The organism is Dyadobacter sp. CY343 (assembly GCF_021390335.1).
In the GTDB taxonomy this organism is placed as follows: Bacteria; Bacteroidota; Bacteroidia; order Cytophagales; family Spirosomataceae; genus Dyadobacter.
Window position 1 is genome coordinate 161,048 of the sequence record NZ_JAJUXK010000002.1, and the last position, 18,179, is coordinate 179,226.

The following is an 18,179-nucleotide window of genomic DNA, read 5'->3' on the forward strand; positions in this document are numbered from 1 at the left end:
GTATCTCAATTGAGTGTTTCTATTTTGAAAATATGCGCCGGCATTTCGTAAGGATTCAATTGAACAAAATTGTATTCTCCCTGCCAGTAGTATTTTTCACCACTAAGCACATCATTAACCGCATAAGGCTGGTCGTAACGAATACCCAAAAGGTGCAGCGGAACCTTGATATGCGCGCCCTGGGTATTGAAATAATCGAGATTGACGACGATCAGCAGTGCATTGTTTTGTGCGGGATCAGACTTTAAATAGCACATTACCATATCATTGTCAGTTTCTGCAATTTCTATATTCCAGGTCGTTTGCAGCGCAGTATTCTGCTTTCTTATGGTATTTATCCGGGTTATGATCTCCCGGGTGCGACTGTATCTATCCCAATCCCATTGTTTGATCTCATACTTTTCATTATCCGTGTACTCTTCTTTTCCGGGATGCGGCGTGTTGACTCCATATTCGTAAACCGGTCCGTATAGCCCATAGTTGGAAGAAAGTGTAGCTGCCAGGATAAGCCTAGTGATATGCGCATTTTCGCCACCCTCAACAAGGTGATGGGGGAGAATGTCTGGGGTATTAGGCCAGAAGTTGGGACGGAAATAGTACTGCTGATCTGTCTTGGTCAGCTCGTTCATGTATTGTTCCAGCTCCCATTTACTATTACGCCACGTAAAGTAAGTATAGGATTGGTTGAAGCCGATCTTGCCAAGGCGCTCCATAACCCTTGGCCGGGTAAATGCCTCGGCCAGAAACAGCACCTGCGGGTGTGATTTGCGAACTTCGCCGATCAGCCACTGCCAGAAACCGAAAGCCTTAGTATGCGGGTTATCAATCCGGAACACATTCACGCCTTTTTCGATCCAGAAGTCGATCACACTTTTCAACTCCTGCCACATATTCTCCCAATCCTGGGTTTCAAAGTCAAACGGCAGAATATCTTCGTAACGTTTCGGCGGATTCTCCGCATATTGTACCGTGCCGTCGGGCCGCCATTTAAACCACTGGGGATGTTCTTTCACATAAGGATGATCGGGCGCACATTGATAGGCAATGTCCATTGCAACTTCAATATCCAGCTTTTTCGCATTCTCAACCAGCTCGACAAAGTCCTCGATTGTACCCAGTTCCGGGTGTACCGCTTTGTGTCCGCCCAGCCTGTTTCCGATGGCCCAGGGTGAACCGGGATCGGTGTCAGATGGAGTAAGTGAGTTATTCTTTCCCTTCCTTTTCATTTCTCCGATTGGATGAATAGGAGGGAAGTACAGGATATCAAAACCCATTTTGGCAACCTTTGGAAGCAGGTTGATCACGTCCCTGAAAGTACCGTGCTGACCTGGCTGGCTGGAAGCCGATCGTGGGAACAGCTCGTACCAACTGCTGAATGCCGCCTTTTTCCGCTCTATTTCAAGCTCAAAAGTATGGTCAAAAACGGTAGTGCGGTCGGTGTAGCGGATTGTAGAAACTGTGCGGGCAACGTCATCACTAATCGCCAGATCAACAGCCCACTGCGGGTCAGTAGCTGTGCTGAGAGAATCGGCCCAGCCTGCAAGTAAAGATGCGTTTTCACCGCTTGTCAAACCGGCAGCTTCCTGCAAAATCTCAGCCCCTATTTTAAGTTCGACTGCAATATCCTGGCCGGCCTCGAATTTCTTTACCAAACCCTTTTTCCAGGTAGTAAAATGGTCGACCCAGCCTGTAAACCGGTATTCGTATAGCCCAATCTTGTCCGGGGTCCAGCGAGCTTCCCAGCGGTCGTTTATAATAAACTGCATGGGGATTTGCTCCCAAAACTGGTCAGATTCATATTTGTAGATTACGCTTGCGGCCACTGAATCATGGCCATCTCCGAAGATATCAGCCGAAAAAACAATACTTTCTCCAATAGCTCTTCTCGCCGGAAGCCTGCCTTCTTCAACTTGGGGACCAACATTGGTGATTATCACCCGTTTCCTTCCGTCCTTGTTGTTCATCGATCAGATTTTTAGTTTTCCACTTGGTTGAATGGCAAAACTAGCAATCAAAATCATGCCTGCAGAACAAATTTTCTGCGGATGCAATCGACCTGTGCGTTTCTTACGTTCAGTTTTTTAATAAGTATTGAAAGGAATTGAAATTCAGGCAGAAGTAGCGTTTACCGGTTTTCGTTTTCAGTAGAAATGGTATTTCTGAGATGATAAACCCTTTCGAGCGCAGTTTTTATTTCCTCATAACGCAGCGGCTTGGCGAGATAATCATCCATACCTGCACCGATGCATATTTCCCTGTCTTCCTGCATCGCATTGGCTGTCATCGCGATAATAAGCGGCTGGCGCCCGGAGAGTTGGCGGATGCGGCCGGTAGCTTCCAAACCGTCCATTTCGGGCATTTGAACATCCATGAAAACAACGTCATACTCCGATTTTGAAGCTTCCGCAAGCGCCTCCTTGCCGTTTCGGGCTACTCTGGGGGCGTAACCCATTTTTGAAAGTACTTTCACAAACAGCTTTTCATTGATCACATTATCCTCTGCGATCAGGATTTCAAGAGGAAACTGTTCGGCAAATGCGGCTGACAAGAGATTTTTCTCAGCGGCAACCTTTCTATCAGGCATAACCTGTTGCCGCGAAAGTTCCTTCTTAACAACCTCGCCGAGTTTTTGGTTTTTCACCGGTTTGGTCAGGATCGAGCAGAATATGCCCGGATAATTCTTACGTGTTTCGTCTCCCACGGAAGTAAGCAGCACGACGGGAATTTCACCAAACTGTTCTTTAATAATTGTTGCCAGCTGCACGCCGGTCATTTCCGGCATATTCTGGTCCGTGATCACCAGCTCGATCTTGTGATCCGCTTTGAGGATATTCAGCGCTTCTGCCCCGGAAGACGCCAGGATCGGAGATAGCTTCCAGTATTTGAGTTGTGATTCAATAATGCGCAGGTTGGTTTTGTTATCGTCAACAATAAGAACCTGTTTACCGTCGATTTCTGCACCGGTTGTTGCCGTATTCGCCTCGGGTAGAGCGGTACCGGCTTCTGTTTTAATAGTAAAGTAAAAGCTGGTGCCTTTGCCCGGTTCACTTTCCGCATGAATACTCCCGCCCATTAGTTGCACCAGCCGCTGACTGATCACCAGCCCCAGCCCCGTTCCGCCGTATTTCCGGCTGTGCGAAGAATCCACCTGCGAGAATGCCCTGAAAAGCAGGTCGAGCTTGTCGGCCGCAATACCAATCCCGGTATCCTGAACCTGAAATGTCAGTTCAATATCGTTTCCGCTATTTAATTTTCTCTGACTTACCTGCACCAAAATCTCGCCTTCGTGGGTAAACTTGATCGCGTTGCTCACCAGATTGATCAATATCTGCCGCAGCCGCAGATTGTCCCCGATGATCTGAGGCGGCACATCCGGGTCGATCTGATACACGAGGTCAAGTCCCAGATCGGCCGCTTTTCTTGCAAAAATATCCAACACTTCCTCAATACATTCAAGCAGATTGAAGTTCTTACTTTCCAGCTCCATATTCCCGGACTCGATCTTCGAGAAGTCCAGCACGTCGTTGATCACAGTCAATAACCCGTCGCCGCAGCCGATGATCGTCTCAGTATATTCCGCCTGCTCCTCGCTCATTTCGGTTTGTGAAAGCAGAAGTGCCATTCCCAGGATCCCGTTCATTGGTGTCCTGATTTCGTGGCTCATTGTCGCCAGGAACACGCTTTTTGCCTGATTGGCCTTTTCTGCCTCTTCGCGGGCCTGGTGTTCAAGAATGTGTTTTTGATGTAAACTTTCATTCAGCACGCGCAGGTCGGCCGCCTGTTTTTCAAGCGCCTGTTTCTGCCGCACTACTTCTTTCGTCCGCTGGAAGACCTTCCGCTGCAAAACCTGTTTTTGATTTTGAATAACTCGGACTCTCCCGCGGTATAGCAGATACACAGCCGCCGCGACCAGCAATACCATTAATGCCCTGAACCACCACGTTTGCCAGAAAGGCGGGACGATCCGCAGCAGTACCGATGTGCCCGTTTCATTCCAGATCCCGTCGTTATTGGCCGCCTTCACGCGAAAGCGATATTTTCCCGGATCGAGGTTGGTATAAGTGGCTTTTCTGTTCGTGCCGGAATAGATCCAGTCTTTGTCAAATCCTTCCAGCTTGTAAGCGTATTTATTCTTTCTCGTCAGCGTGTAATTCAGTGCGGAGAATTCGAATGAAAGCATCAGGTCTTCGTAGGAAACCGTAATCTCGCGCGTCTGCGTAATATGTTTTTGAAGTGGAGACTCGCCGCCAACCCGAACCGATTCATTGAAGATTTGAAAATCTGTAATAAAAACGGGGGGTATAAATGTATTGTAGCGAATGCTGTCCGGGTGAAAAATGTTGAGCCCGTTTTGTCCCCCAAAATACATCCTGCCGTTCTGATCTTCGTAAGCGGCCATTCTATTAAATGAAGTACCCTGCAAACCGTCGCTGATATCGAAGTTGCGGAAAGATTTCGAAGCCGGGTCGAATCTCGACAAGCCGTTATTGGTACTGATCCAGAGCAGCCCGTGTGAATCTTCGAGAATTCCCCAGATCAGATCATTCGGCAGTCCGTCCTTTTGCCGGTAGCAGGTGAAAGTCTGGTTTTTTTTGTCAAAAAGATTGATACCTCCATTCGTACCCAGCCACAAGTTGCCTTTGCTATCTTCAAATATACAGTTCACCAGATTGTTGCTGACCGATCTGCTATTGGAAGGATCATGCGCGAAACGGATAAATGCATTTGCTTTTTCGTCAAAAAGATTCAATCCTCCGCCTTCGGTACCGATCCAAAGCTTGCCGCTGCGATCAATATATAAAGCCAGCACACTGCTGCTGCTGATGCTCCTGGGATTTGCCGGGTCGTTGAGGTAACTGATATACGAATGCGTATTCTTATCATACCGGAGCAAGCCCTGGGAGCTGGCTATCCAAATATATCCTTTCCGGTCGTCGACGAGCGAATGAATGTTGACGGGGATGATCCTCGCTATCTCCGGATCGCGGTTCAGGTTGAGGAACCGGTTGCCAGGCCGGTCGAAAATACTCAGGCCGCCTTTGTAATTGCCGACCCAGATCTTCCGGTCGGCATCCTCATACAATGCTGTTATAAAATTGCTCGCAACAGAAAATGGCTGGCCTGGCTGGTGTGCGTAGTATTCAAAGCTGCCCGTTTTCGGATCCATGACATTAATGCCGCCCCCGTCTGTGCCCAGCCAGATTTTGCCCGTGTAATCCTGCATTACACTCAGCACATTGTCATTGGTCAATCCCTTCGACGCGACCGTACTGCTGCGGAAGCGGTTGAACTTGAGAGGCTCGTAATCCATGATATTCAATCCGCCGGCAAAAGTGCCCACCCACATGGTACCCACAGGATCACAGAAAATCGAATAGATGGAACCATTGTTAAGCCCGTTCGGATCCAGCTTGTTAAACTCGTGTCTGATAAAGCGCCCGTCTTTTTCGAGAATATTGATCCCCCCGTTCCGCGTCCCGATCCACAACCTTCCGCTTTTATCCTCCGCAAATGACAATATATCGTCGTGGGAAATGCTGGCTGGATCGGAGGGTTTGTTACGGAAAGATCTGAATGTACCGTTTGCGCGGTTCATCAGGTTTACACCGCCGCCTTCAGTAGCGACCCACAAGTTCTTCTGCCGATCCTCATAAATGCTGTTAAGCTCGTTTTTGCTAAGTGAGGCAGGATTTGCAGGATCGTAAATAAAACGGGTGAACGTATCGGTTGAGGGATTGAACCTGTTAATCCCGGTAGAGCGTGTAGCGACCCAGATCTCACCTTTGTGATCGATCATGACATCCTTAATAAAGTCGTCACTCAGACTCGCCGCATTGCCGGGATCGTTTCGGTAGCTTTTGAAAGTTCTTCTTTTATTGTCAAAAAAGTTGAGGCCGCCTCCCGAAGTGCCGATCCAGAAATCACCTGCTGCATTTTGTACGATCGATGTGATCTTGTTGCTGCTGATACTTTTACTTTTCCGCGGGTCGTGCTGGTAATTAGTAAAGCGGTCGGTTTCAAAGTTATATAAACTAATGCCACCGTCCTGTGTGCCTACCCAAAGGCGCCCCTGCCTATCCTCGAACAAGGTGGTCACATAGCTTTGCGCAATGCTTCCGGCATCCTCCGGGTCGTGACGGTATACGGTAAACTTGTAGCCATCGTACCTGTTGAGTCCGTCCTGCGTACTGAACCACATAAAGCCACGCCGGTCCATCAGGATATCAGTCACATTATTCTGCGAAAGACCCTGATTGGTAGTAATATGGCGGAAGGCGCGTTGGATTTTCTGGGCACTTGCGCTATGAAAGAACAATAGTAACGCAAGGCACAATCGGAGATGTAGTTTCATCGATTAGTCAGCTCCGATGTAAAATTTGACTCAACATTTTTAATAATTTGAGGGATTTAAGAATTAAATATGTTAAGTTTTGGAAACTAATTCGACAAAGATATTTTAAATGTATAAAAAAATCTGTCTTTTATTATTAGAATACCTAACATTCGCCCGGCAGTTACGTCATCGTCTCCTGCCTCCACTCAATGGAATTTATCATTATAGATGATAGTGTATTCGACCTGTTCACGCAGGAAAAACTGCTCTTACGGAGTGGGCTGGCGAGTCACGTGCTGGCTTTTGCCTCGCCGGTAGAAGCGATTGAATATCTCAACCGGCAAACGGTTCAGATTCCATTGACCGTCATCCTGCTTGATCTTCAAATGCCCGAAATGAATGGATTTGAATTTGCCGCGCAATATGGGTTGATCGACGAGGATATCCGCGAGCGTATCCAGCTTTTCATGATCTCCTCCACGGTTGATGCAAATGACTTGGTCCTGGCGGAAAATGATCCTTTCATCATCCGGCTACTTCCAAAACCTCTGGACATTCCTTTCCTAAAAAAGCTCCTGGCAGAACAGGACTGAATACGCGGCTGGCATAATATTTAGAGTGCAGGTTTTTAGAAAACCAATAGCCAGATATGAATTATCCTTCATCTACTTACCGCATTCAATTCAATACAGAATTCTCTTTCACTGATTTTGAGAGATTGATACCATACTTCAAAAAGCTTGGTGTGGGGGCCATTTATGCATCACCTATACTGGAATCTACACCGGGAAGTATGCACGGTTACGATGGCGTAAACCCGGGAGCGATAGACCCTGAACTAGGCTCGCTCGAAGACCTGCGTGATATCAGCGGACAGCTTAAAGAAGCTGGTATTAGCTGGTTACAGGATATTGTACCCAACCACATGGCATTCCACTCCGAAAATCCGTGGCTGATGGACGTACTCGAAAAGGGTATACAATCGCAATATGCCTCGTTTTTTGACATTGCCTGGAACAACAGAATGTTCCACGGCAAGATCATGGTGCCGTTTTTGACAAAAGACCTCAGCGAAGTCATTGAAGGCGGGCAGTTGCGACTCGACTATGCCGGCGACAAGCTGGTGATGGATTACGAGGGCTCTGTGTTCCCGCTAAATCTTCGGGCTTACGTCGCCATTCTTTCGTATGCAAGTGAGGATCAGCCGCAATCGGTGCAGCAACTGGTTAGCCAGTTGAAGGAAATCAACGAAGTGGAAGAGTCGCGCGCTTTTTCAGAAAGATTTAATGAGTTGAAATTACAACTCGCCTCGCTGGCTAAAACCGAGCAGATAGGCGGATTTCTCGAAAAGGCGCTGCAATACTATAATGAAGACCCGGCGCGGCTGAGAGAGATTGTCGACCTGCAAACCTATGCGCTTTGCCACTGGCAAGCTACCGAAGAGAAGATCAACTTCCGACGCTTTTTTACCGTCAACGGTCTGATCTGCCTTAATATGCAAAACGATGATGTTTTCGATGCGTACCACGAGCTGGTGAAGCAACTAGTGAGCGAAGGAATATTCCAGGGATTGCGCATTGATCATATCGACGGCCTTTTTGACCCAAACTCTTACCTGAAAAAGCTGCGGACAGCAGTCGGAGACGAGACTTATATTATTGCTGAGAAGATCCTGGAGAAAGAGGAAGACATGCCGACCGAGTGGCCTATCCAGGGAGCAACCGGTTACGAATTTCTGGCAATGGTCAATAATATTTTCACCAATAAAAACGCAGAGCCAGCTTTTAATGCTTTTTATCAGGAGCTCACGGGATCGGATAAAACGATCCACGATCAGCTGTTAAGCAAAAAATCGGAGATATTATATGGTCACATGGGCGGCGAGCTGGAAAACCTTTACCAGCTATTTGTAGAGCTGCAACTGGCCGATGCTGAGGATTTGAAGGAAATAGGGAAGGAAGATCTGAAAGCTTTCATCGGCGAACTGCTTGTGCATTGCCCGGTTTACCGGTATTACGGAAATGAAATGCCGCTTCCGGAGGCAGATCAGACTGCGTTGAAAGCTGTTATCAAAGAAGTGATTACGTTTCATCCTAACCTGGAAGCTGCTGCGAACCTGTTCGAAAAATGCTTGATCGATACGCCGGAGCAGGAGGATGAAAACTACCAGGCGAGGGCGCTTGAATTTTATCAGCGCTGCATGCAATTCTCGGGGCCGCTAATGGCCAAAGGCGGAGAAGATACGCTGATGTACACCAATCACCGCTTCATCGGACACAACGAAGTAGGCGATTTTCCGGACCGTTTCGGTGTGCCGGTTAAGGATTTCCATAAGTACATGCACAACAGGCAGAAGCACTGGCCGCTGGCGCTGAATGCTACTTCGACACACGATACGAAAAGGGGAGAAGATGTACGCGCGCGGCTCAATGTACTCACCGACCTGGGCGAGATCTGGACTGAGAAAGTGAAGCATTGGCAGCAATTGAATGCGGATATCCGGCAAAATGCGCCGGATGCGAACGATGAATACCTTATCTATCAGACTATTGCAGGCGCGCATCCAATGCCGGGCGAAGAAGACGACGAATTTTTAAGCCGGTTGAAAGAGTACCTGCAAAAGGCAATGCGGGAAGGTAAGGTTAAGTCGAACTGGGCTGAGCCGAATGAAGCTTATGAGGGTCAGGTAAAGGATTTTGTATCTAAAATTCTTGAAAAAGACAGTCCGTTCTATACCGACTTCACGGCATTTCTGAAAGAGATCGCTGACTACGGTATCATTAATTCTTTGTCCCAGCTTGTACTAAAATTCACTTGTCCGGGTATTCCTGATGTTTACCAGGGCTGCGAGTTGTGGGATTTGAGCATGGTCGACCCGGATAACCGTCGCCCGGTGGATTACGCCAAACGTGCTGATTGGTTAACCGAAGTGGAAAACATTGGCTCTGATGAATTATCATCAAAATTGTGGAGTGAGCGCTCGAATGCAAAGATCAAACTCTGGCTGACCAGCCATTTATTTAAACTCAGAAACGAACACAGCCTGCTGTTTACAAAAGGCGAATATGTTGCGCTTAAAACCCGCGGCGAATACAAGCAACACTTATTGGCTTTTGCCAGAAAGAGCAAAAAAGATTTCTATGTAGTTGTGGTCCCGCTGAACGTTTCGACGCTTTGCCGCGAGCAGCAGACTACGTTTTTCGACCTGGATTGGAAAGATACCACCGTGGTATTGCCGGATAACCTTGCTCCCGAATGGACAAATATCCTGGGAGGCGACCAGCTGGAATTGCAGGGCAAATTGGCTCCTGGTGAGATATTCACTTCGCTGCCGGTTGCTATTTTAAGAGGATCCAAACCGGATAATGAACGCAAAGCTGGCGTGCTGCTTCACATCACTTCACTTGCTTCTCCCTACGGAATAGGCGATCTGGGGCCGGAAGCAACTGCATTTGCCGATTTCCTCAATCGCGGAGACCAGAAGATATGGCAAATACTTCCATTAAATCCGACGGAGGAATCGCAATCAAATTCACCTTATAGCGCGGTATCCAGCCGGGCAGGTAACCCGCTGCTGATCAGTCCGGATCTGCTTGCAAATGACGGACTTCTGGATCGGGAGTGGCTGGCAGGTTATCACCAGGAACCTGCTTCGACAGTAGATTTCAGCAAAGCCGAAGAACTGAAAACCGAGCTGCTGGCGAAGGCTTTTGAAAGCTATAAAGAGAAAAATGACGAGAGCGAACGGGAAGCATTTGAGGAATTTTGTGAGAAGAATGCCGAGTGGCTTTCCGACTTTGTTACCTACATCGCATTGAAAAAAATGCATGATGGAAATCCGTGGTACGAATGGCCGGAGCAATATCGGGAACGTGACCAGGCTGCGATTGCACAGATTGAGGAATCGGAAGAAGATCTGATAAGTTTCGTGAAATGGCAGCAATATGTGTTTGATAAACAATGGAAAAATCTACGTAAATACTGCCACAGCCTCGATATCAAGCTGCTAGGAGATATTCCTTTTTACGTTAGCTACGATTCGGCCGACGTTTGGGCAAACCGCAAATTCTTCCGGGTGGAGCCCTCGGGCAAAATCAGCGGGATCGCCGGTGTACCGCCAGACGCATTTTCGGAAGACGGCCAGCTTTGGGGAATGCCCGTTTTTGATTGGGATGAACTTAAAAACGAGGGTTACCAGTGGTGGATCGATCGCCTTGCAAAGAATATCGAACTATTTGACATGGTCCGGCTGGATCACTTCCGCGCATTCGCAGATTATTGGGAAGTGCCCGGTGGTGAGACCACTGCGGTAAATGGTACCTGGAAGATTGGGCCCGATGCGGACTTTTTTGAAACGATTCAGAAAGCCTTGGGCAAGCTGCCATTTATCGCAGAAGACCTTGGGGAGATCAGTCCGGAGGTATACAAGCTTCGGGATAAATTCGCATTGCCGGGGATGAAGGTGTTGCAGTTTGCATTTGATGAGAATATGCCACAGTCAGACCATATCCCGCATAATTACTCGTCTAATTTCATTGCTTATACCGGGACGCACGATAACAATACGGTGAGGGGCTGGTTTAAACAAGTGGCCGAGGATGGTGTCAAAAAGCGGATTGAAGCCTATTCAGGAAAGGAAATCACCGAAGAAAATGCTTACCGCGAAATGGCGCGCATGGTTTACAGTTCTGTCGCGAACGTGGCTATGCTTCCTATGCAGGACGTATTAAACCTGGATGAAACAGCAAAAATGAATTTGCCCGGGTCCAACGAAAACAACTGGGCGTGGCGCCTTTTGCCGGGACAGTTTACCGAGAAAGACGAACAGTTTTTAGCGGAACTGGCGGTATTGTTCAATCGCGACTAGTATTTTCACAACGCTGCACTTACTTTGTGGTTTGTAAATGTATTTGTCATTTTGAATTATGGGTTTGGTTAAAACGACTTCGGTTATCCGGTTACTGGTATTATTAGCTGTGGTTGTCTCTTGTCAGCAAAAGGCAGGCAGTCCGGAAGAAGCTGCTGAGTTGCTTATCTCTTCTCCCAAATGGAAAATTGATGAAATACGGGTGAATGATGTAGCTACATTTCAGAATGGAAAAATGACGCAGCAATTTGGCGGCATCGATTTCCAGCGGTACATGGAAGTGGTGGAGATCAAAAAGGGTGGGACTTTTTCTGGGGTATTCAAAGGCGAAACCAAACCTTTTTTGCTGGAATGGAAAGCCAATGAGAAGAACATTCTGGTAGGTCTGCCAGGCGCCAAGCCTTCTCCCAGCGACTGGTCCATCGCGCCCGCCGACGTGACCAAAGAGTCATTTTCCATGAAAACCCAAAGCACCGCCTACGACTATCCGAATGTTACCAGGATTGTGTTGAGGTTTAAGGCAGAGAAATAATTTGAGAAAATTAACCGGAGTCCAGTGCCGACATTATACATGATCGCGGGTTGTAATGGTGCTGGCAAAACTACCGCCAGCTTTACAATTCTGCCAGAAATTCTAAGGTGCCGGGAGTTTGTGAATGCGGACAACATCGCCGCGGGATTATCGCCTTTCAATCCCGAGAATGTTGCCTTGGAAGCGGGAAGAATTATGTTGAAGAGAATTAAAGAGTTACTGGACTCCCGAGTTGATTTTGCACTTGAAACTACACTTTCCACCAGAAGTTATGTATCAACGATCAAAGAGGCGAGATCGAAAGGATATTCTATTACACTCATTTATTTTTGGCTTGCATCGCCGGAAATGGCGATAGAAAGGGTTGCGATGCGTGTGAGAAAAGGAGGTCATTCGATTCCGAACGAGACAATTATAAGAAGATATCAGAGAGGGCTGGATAATCTCTTTCGGCTATATATGCCAATATGTGACAATTGGCTGATAGTGAGTAATGTGAGTGCTTCGCCTTCGACAATCGCAATCGGTGGACGTGACAATGAGAAAACCGTAACAAATGAAGATATTTGGCAACAGATCAGTCAATCTCAAAGATGAAAAACGAAGAAGAATCTTTTCAAAAACTTAGCGAGAGAATTGTTGCAGGTGTGAAAAAGGCCGTCGACAAAATGCTGGTCGAAAGCGCAGCGAGAAATGAAACTGTCGTAATTGAGGATCAGGAGGGAAAAATAAGGCATGTACCTGCAAAAGATCTGCTTAAACATGCCTAGAACTAAATAATACCCCGACCCAGCCCGCTCACCAGCGGGCTGGGTCGGGGTACATTACTCCTTAATCGCAGTTTCTGCCCGGTTATCCATCGCCTGAGCGATTTTTACGAGCTTTACAAACTCGGACCGGTAGCCTTCTTCATCTTTTCCAAATGCACCTTTGGCCTGATTTATTACATTGGCGTAAGAGGCGTTTCCCTTGAATTCCGAATTACGGAGCAGCAGACCGAATTGCGCAACCGCGCTTGCAAAACGTACATTTTCGGAACTCGCTTCCAGCGACTTTGACGCATTTTTTACTGGTAGATCAAATAAGACACTCTCGTTCTTGTCCGGCTTTTTGTACCGCACTTTGATAGTGAGCATTTCCTCGGTTTTTCCGAGATCAGAAATATTCGTTTTCTGGTATTTCAAATCATCTGTTTTAGGCAGATATGCATGCTGGATCCCGGCTGGGACTATCTCGTAAATGGCAGTAACCGTGTGGCCCGAGCCCATTTCACCGGCATCTTTTTTGTCGTCATGGAACTCTTCATTCTTCAATGCACGGTTTTCGTAACCGATCAGCCGGTAAGCCTGCACGTGCGCCGGATTAAATTCGATTTGGATCTTCACATCTTTGGCAACCGTGAAAAGCGTCCCGCCGAACTCATGCACAAATTCCTTCTGCGCTTCCTGGATATTATCAATATATGCGTAGTTACCATTGCCTTTATCTGCCAGTGTTTCGGCCAGGTTGTCCTTGTAATTTCCCATACCGAAACCCATAACGCTCAGGTAAATACCGTCTTTTCGTTTCTCTTCAATAAGCCGCTGCAAATCGCCTTCGCTCGAAACGCCTACATTAAAATCGCCGTCGGTAGCGAGGATTACGCGGTTATTTCCTTTTGGTAAAAAATGGTCTTTGGCTAGTTTGTAAGCTAGCTGGATACCCTCGCCACCAGCTGTGGAACCGCCCGCTTCGAGTTCGTCAAGCGCCGTTTTGATCTTTACTTTTTCTTTGCCGGAAGTAGGCGGAAGAATAGTGCCCGCCGCTCCTGCATAAGCTACAATGGCGATCTGATCTTTGTCGCGCAGTTGGTCTACCAATAGTTTAAATGCCTGTTTCAGCAACGGAAGCTTGTTTTCGTCCGTCATCGAGCCGGATACGTCGATCAGGAAGACGAGGTTGGAAGCTGGCAGATTCTCTGTCGGGATCGTTTTAGCCTGCATTCCAATGTGGAGCAACTTCAATCCCTTATTCCACGGGGAATCAGTGAGTTCGGTGTGTATTGCTACGGGATGTTCGCCTTTTGGTTGCGGGTAGGAATAGTCGAAATAATTGATCATTTCCTCAATGCGGATCGCGTCGACAGGCGGCAGCTTTCCTGCATTCAGAAAGCGGCGCACATTGCTGTAAGAAGCCCGGTCCACATCGACTGAGAATGTAGTTACCGCTTGTTGTCTCGCATTCTGAAAACCCGTTTCATTCACCACTTTGTATTCTTCTGTATTCGCCTGTTGGCGAATCAATGCCCTGGCATTTCCAGCCGGCACTGACATGGTAGCAAAATCACTGGTAACCTGTTTTGGCGCAGATTCGTAGGCAATACTGACATCGCCGGGAGGCAGCGGCTGCGGTTGTAGTTCAATTTCAATATCGTTTGCGGCGGTTAACGGAACTTGTTTGGATACAAAACCGGCTGCCACAACTTGCAGTGATTTGGAATATGCAGGGACTGTGATCTTAAACTTTCCCGCGTTATCCGTCATCGCACGCACTTTTCCATCTTTCGTACTCACGATCGCCCGGGCGACAGGATTTTGACGGGTATCGCGCACAATGCCCGTTAAAGTTCGGTCGGGCAACAGTGCAAATGCACTTAGAAATAATGCAAGGAGTATTACGATCTTTCCTTTCATGGTTCGCAAAGTTTTAGTTTATTGACTGGATGCAGCCGCAAATGCGTTTCCATAAATTCTTGAAAAATATTTATGGAAAATTTTCAACTACTGCATCTACCAGCTAGCCGATAAGGTTTTTCACTAAGCATACACGTGTGAAGTTTTTAAGGGTTTTCAGAAATAATGGAAATGATCCGCTGACCGAGTCGGAGAAGCTGGCAGCTTACCGGCGGTCTGGTGATGTCGGCCTGCTGGGGAATTTGTATGCACCCTACATGGAAATGGTTTTTGCTATTTGTTACAAATATTTGAAAGCAGAAGATGAGGCGAAAGATGCGGTGATGCAGCTCTTTGAAAAACTGGTGACCGAACTTAAAGTACACGAGGTAACCAATCTGAAAAGCTGGCTGCACACGGTCAGCCGCAACTATTGCTTAATGCAGCTCCGGTCGCAGCGCATATTTGTGACAGCAGATGATCAGGCTGGCCAGGAAGATTTAAGTTTGGCTTATCATATTGAAAATGAGGAATTTGATATCTCAGAGAAACATTTCCTCTCGCTGGAAAAATGTATGGAAACTCTGATCCGTGAACAGAAAGTGACCGTCGAGCTATTCTACCTGCGCGACAAATGCTACCGGGAGATTGCAGCAGAAACGGGTTTTGAGTTGAGTAAAGTGAAGAGCTATATCCAGAATGGAAAGCGGAATCTGAAAATATGTATGGATAGAAATGGCAACTTTTGATACGGATAATGCAGCAAGTTTTCAGGAATTTCACCGGTACCACAGTGGTGAAATGTCAGACCGGGAGCAAAATGTTTTTGAGAAAAAGCTGCTTGCTGACCCCGCTTTTGCCGAAGCCTATGAAGGTTTTGTATTGATGCAGGAAAATGGGCTTAACGCTACGAATATCAGCCAGGAGCTTTCCGGTCAGCTTCAAAAAAGGATAGACAAAACACCCGCTAAACGCATTGCATTCCAGGTTTACGCAGCGGCTGCTACTATTATGATTGTTTTGGGAGTAACGTGGCTCGCCTTTTTTGGTAGTGGAAATGAACCTGTAAATCACGAAGTAAGCATACAGGTGCCGGAAGCGAAAGTAGGTCCGGAAAACGGAATCGTAGCCGAACCGAAAAGCCAGCCTGAAAGCGCGCCTGTTTCGCCCGAGCCTAATATCAAATCGTTGCCGAGAACCGCTTATTCATCAATTGATCAAAATTCAGTACCTGCAATTGTACCCGCGGACCCGGATCCTGCCGGAGAAATATTGGCCGAAGATGCCGCAGAGGAACGCATTGCGACGGGGGAGCCGGTACCCTCGGCATTTCCAGCAGCGCCGCAACCTTTGCAGGATGCGCGTGAGCAGTTAATGAAGACCAGAATAGCTTCTAATAGTTCCGTGCGGTACTCGTCAAGCCGGTCGGAAGACGGGTCCAGCCTGTTACCCCGCAAAAAGGTTTCTGCATTCAGCCCACAGCCGGCCCTGCCCGATTCGGTAGTCAACTTCGGAATTGCCAAACCGGCAGGAGGGTGGCTGGCTTACCAGGCTTATCTTCACCAAAATATGCTCACAAGTAAAGACAGTACGACGGTGCGTGTCGAATTCATAGTCAAAACGGACGGGGCGCTGTCTGACTTCAAAGTGTCGGGCCCGGCTGAGCTACGGGACCAGGCTATCCAAATAATCCGCCAGGGGCCTTCCTGGATCCCGGCTGCCGGAGACGGAGCGCTGGCAGATTCACCGGTAAGGGTATCCATTGGGGTACGCTTAAAGGAGTAAACTCAATCAAATCAAGTGGTTACAATAATTTCGTAGAACTAATTTGAAAAAATTCGTAATTTAGATTGTTTATCTTTTGTGGTGTAGCTGCCAGTATATAATTTTACTGTCTACTCTTCGCATCCATTCTTTAACAACTTGAAAATAAATGCCACTACGTAATTTTCGTTATCGGGTTTTCCTGTAAAACAAGGCATATTTAAGCGTTACAAGGTCTTGGAATGCTACTGCACCAAAGTTTTAAAACAGCCATTTTGTTATCATAAGTATTATTACTATATCTACAAAATAATTTGGGGTAGTGTTGACGCACGGAACAGAAAAACCTATCGAGAAAAAATTTATTTAACCCAAGCATGGATAGTAAAAGGAGTCTGTTGATTATCGACGACGAGCCCAGTATTACTAAAATATTGGAGCATTTTTTAAAAAAGGATTTCAGTGTCATTGTCAAGAGTGACGGTTCAGAAGGGATGTTGTGGCTTGAAGAAGGTAACAAAGCCGATCTGATCATCGCGGATCTTCACATGCCTAATCTCAGCGGTAAAGAATTTTTGAAGGTTGCCAAAGCCAGCAATTTATACGCAGATATCCCCGTGATCATATTGTCGGGCTCGGACGAAAGCAGCGAGCGGATACAGTGTCTCAACCTGGGCGCCGACGATTTTATGGTAAAGCCTTTCAATCCAATGGAAGTGCACGCGAAGATCAATGCAATACTGCGGCGTAGTAAACGATACTCCTAACCAGTCAGCAATATGGAAATGGCCAGTGAGATACCGGTAATGGGTGCAGAGACGAAGTCTTATACAGCTCATTTCAGGGTTATGTACCTTCATTCCGATTTTGAGCATTACCTTAAATTTTCAGAGCATTTCGCAGCTGCGTTGCAAGTCGAGTATTTCAGCAGCAAAGAAAGTGTACTGGCCGCATTGCAGGAAAATTTTCCCGCTGATGTGATCATCGCGCACGTAAACAGCGGCGGCACAGAATTGCTCGATTTCATTCGCAGCTCCGCAGGTTTCGGCAATATTCCTTACGTACTGATGGTCGACAAGCTTTCGGAAGAAGCTATTGCCACCGCGCGCGCGAAACATGCTGATGACATTTTTTCGGTCAATTTCGATGATGGTGATCTGATTACCCGCATCAAATACTTCAAGAAGAGGCAATGGTACGTTGCCAACAAAGCCCATCAAAAAATAGGGACCCAGGGCGGGCACACGCCGGCATGGAAGCGTGCAATCGATATTGCTACCACTGGTACGGCTGTCCTTTTGCTGCTGCCGGTATTCCTTCTGATTGCAATTCTGATCAAACTGGACTCAAAAGGGCCTGTTTTTTACAAATCCAAAAGGGTAGGGAGTGGCTACAAGATTTTTGACCTGTACAAATTCCGTACAATGCGCACAGACGCAGATCAGCTGATTCGTAAGATGGCTGCGTTAAGTATGTATAACAAAACCACTGAGCCCGTAGAGAAAATCGAAAACGGCGGACTGTGCGACGAATGCAGGGCAGGCGGGCAATGCAAAAGCCTTCTTTTCCACGACGGGAAAGAGATTTGCGAAAAGCTGTACCATTTTCAGAAGGAGCAGAAAGCGGCTTTTATGAAGTTTCAGAACGATCCGCGCATTACCCGGCTTGGGCAGTTTTTGAGAAATTCGAGTATTGACGAACTGCCGCAGCTGATCAATATCCTGAAAGGCGATATGTCGCTGGTAGGCAACCGCCCGCTGCCGCTTTACGAAGCCGAGAAAATGACCACCGACGACAAAATATTCCGTTTCGCGGCTCCGGCCGGACTTACCGGCTTGTGGCAGGTGACCAAGCGCGGCAAAGGGAAAGCGGATATGTCCGAAGAGGAGCGTACGCAGCTGGATATTACTTATGCCAAAGAATTCTCATTCAAAATGGATATGCATATCATATTGAAAACCTTCCCCGCATTACTGCAATCCGAAAACGTTTAATGCATTTACTACCCTCTCTATAAAAACTATCATTCAT

Annotated in this window: 12 protein-coding genes; 9 read left to right on the forward strand and 3 right to left on the reverse strand. The window is 47.2% G+C overall.

Features of this window, described 5'->3' with window-relative positions; translation table 11 throughout:
• Window positions 1-5: 5 nt before the first annotated feature.
• Together LZG94_RS07205 and LZG94_RS07210 are read right to left on the reverse strand one after the other, a co-directional pair.
• The gene (locus LZG94_RS07205; protein WP_233791251.1) at window positions 6-1,964 is read right to left on the reverse strand and encodes an alpha-1,4-glucan--maltose-1-phosphate maltosyltransferase; all 1,959 of its coding nucleotides are present in this window, start codon (window positions 1,962-1,964) and stop codon (window positions 6-8) included.
• 161 nt (window positions 1,965-2,125) lie between these two features.
• Window positions 2,126-6,352 carry a hybrid sensor histidine kinase/response regulator gene (locus LZG94_RS07210; protein ID WP_233791252.1) on the reverse strand — a complete coding sequence of 1,409 codons (4,227 nt, stop codon included), beginning with the start codon at window positions 6,350-6,352 and terminating at the stop codon, window positions 2,126-2,128.
• A gap of 191 nt (window positions 6,353-6,543) precedes the next feature.
• Here LZG94_RS07210 and LZG94_RS07215 point away from each other — a divergent pair, with 191 nt between their 5' ends.
• Genes LZG94_RS07215 through LZG94_RS07235 form a run of 5 tightly spaced genes read left to right on the forward strand, consistent with a single transcriptional unit; the run spans window position 6,544 to window position 12,503 of the window.
• Complete coding sequence (locus LZG94_RS07215; protein WP_233791253.1) at window positions 6,544-6,927, forward strand: response regulator; 384 nt, start codon at window positions 6,544-6,546, stop codon at window positions 6,925-6,927.
• A 56-nt stretch (window positions 6,928-6,983) separates the two neighbouring features.
• Window positions 6,984-11,201 carry a malto-oligosyltrehalose synthase gene (gene treY / locus LZG94_RS07220; protein ID WP_233791254.1) on the forward strand — a complete coding sequence of 1,406 codons (4,218 nt, stop codon included), beginning with the start codon at window positions 6,984-6,986 and terminating at the stop codon, window positions 11,199-11,201.
• 58 nt (window positions 11,202-11,259) lie between these two features.
• Entirely contained in the window at window positions 11,260-11,733 is a 474-nt protein-coding gene (locus LZG94_RS07225) for a hypothetical protein (protein ID WP_233791255.1), read from the forward strand.
• Between the two features lie 24 nt (window positions 11,734-11,757).
• Window positions 11,758-12,330, forward strand: a complete 573-nt coding sequence (locus LZG94_RS07230) for a zeta toxin family protein (protein WP_233791256.1) — start codon at window positions 11,758-11,760, stop codon at window positions 12,328-12,330.
• A complete protein-coding gene (locus LZG94_RS07235; RefSeq protein ID WP_215232766.1) occupies window positions 12,327-12,503 on the forward strand; it encodes a hypothetical protein in 177 nt (58 codons plus the stop codon). The genes LZG94_RS07230 and LZG94_RS07235 overlap by 4 nt, the downstream gene beginning before the upstream one ends.
• Before the next feature lie 54 nt (window positions 12,504-12,557).
• Here the strand turns inward: LZG94_RS07235 and LZG94_RS07240 are convergent, their stop codons facing one another.
• Window positions 12,558-14,405, reverse strand: coding sequence for a von Willebrand factor type A domain-containing protein (locus LZG94_RS07240; protein WP_233791257.1), 1,848 nt, complete (start codon window positions 14,403-14,405; stop codon window positions 12,558-12,560).
• Window positions 14,406-14,542: 137 nt separating this feature from the next.
• On the opposite strand from LZG94_RS07240, the gene LZG94_RS07245 reads away from it, so the two are divergent.
• The 4 genes from LZG94_RS07245 to LZG94_RS07260 all read left to right on the forward strand — a co-directional run bounded on the left by LZG94_RS07245 (window position 14,543) and on the right by LZG94_RS07260 (window position 18,142).
• Window positions 14,543-15,133 (forward strand): RNA polymerase sigma factor, encoded by a 591-nt coding sequence (locus tag LZG94_RS07245; protein WP_233791258.1) that lies wholly within the window; start codon window positions 14,543-14,545, stop codon window positions 15,131-15,133.
• Window positions 15,120-16,169 (forward strand): energy transducer TonB, encoded by a 1,050-nt coding sequence (locus LZG94_RS07250; protein WP_233791259.1) that lies wholly within the window; start codon window positions 15,120-15,122, stop codon window positions 16,167-16,169. The genes LZG94_RS07245 and LZG94_RS07250 overlap by 14 nt, the downstream gene beginning before the upstream one ends.
• Before the next feature lie 356 nt (window positions 16,170-16,525).
• On the forward strand, window positions 16,526-16,915 hold the full coding sequence (locus tag LZG94_RS07255; RefSeq protein ID WP_215232770.1) for a response regulator transcription factor: 390 nt from the start codon (window positions 16,526-16,528) through the stop codon (window positions 16,913-16,915).
• Between the two features lie 12 nt (window positions 16,916-16,927).
• Window positions 16,928-18,142 (forward strand): sugar transferase, encoded by a 1,215-nt coding sequence (locus LZG94_RS07260; RefSeq protein WP_233791260.1) that lies wholly within the window; start codon window positions 16,928-16,930, stop codon window positions 18,140-18,142.
• Window positions 18,143-18,179: the final 37 nt, after the last annotated feature.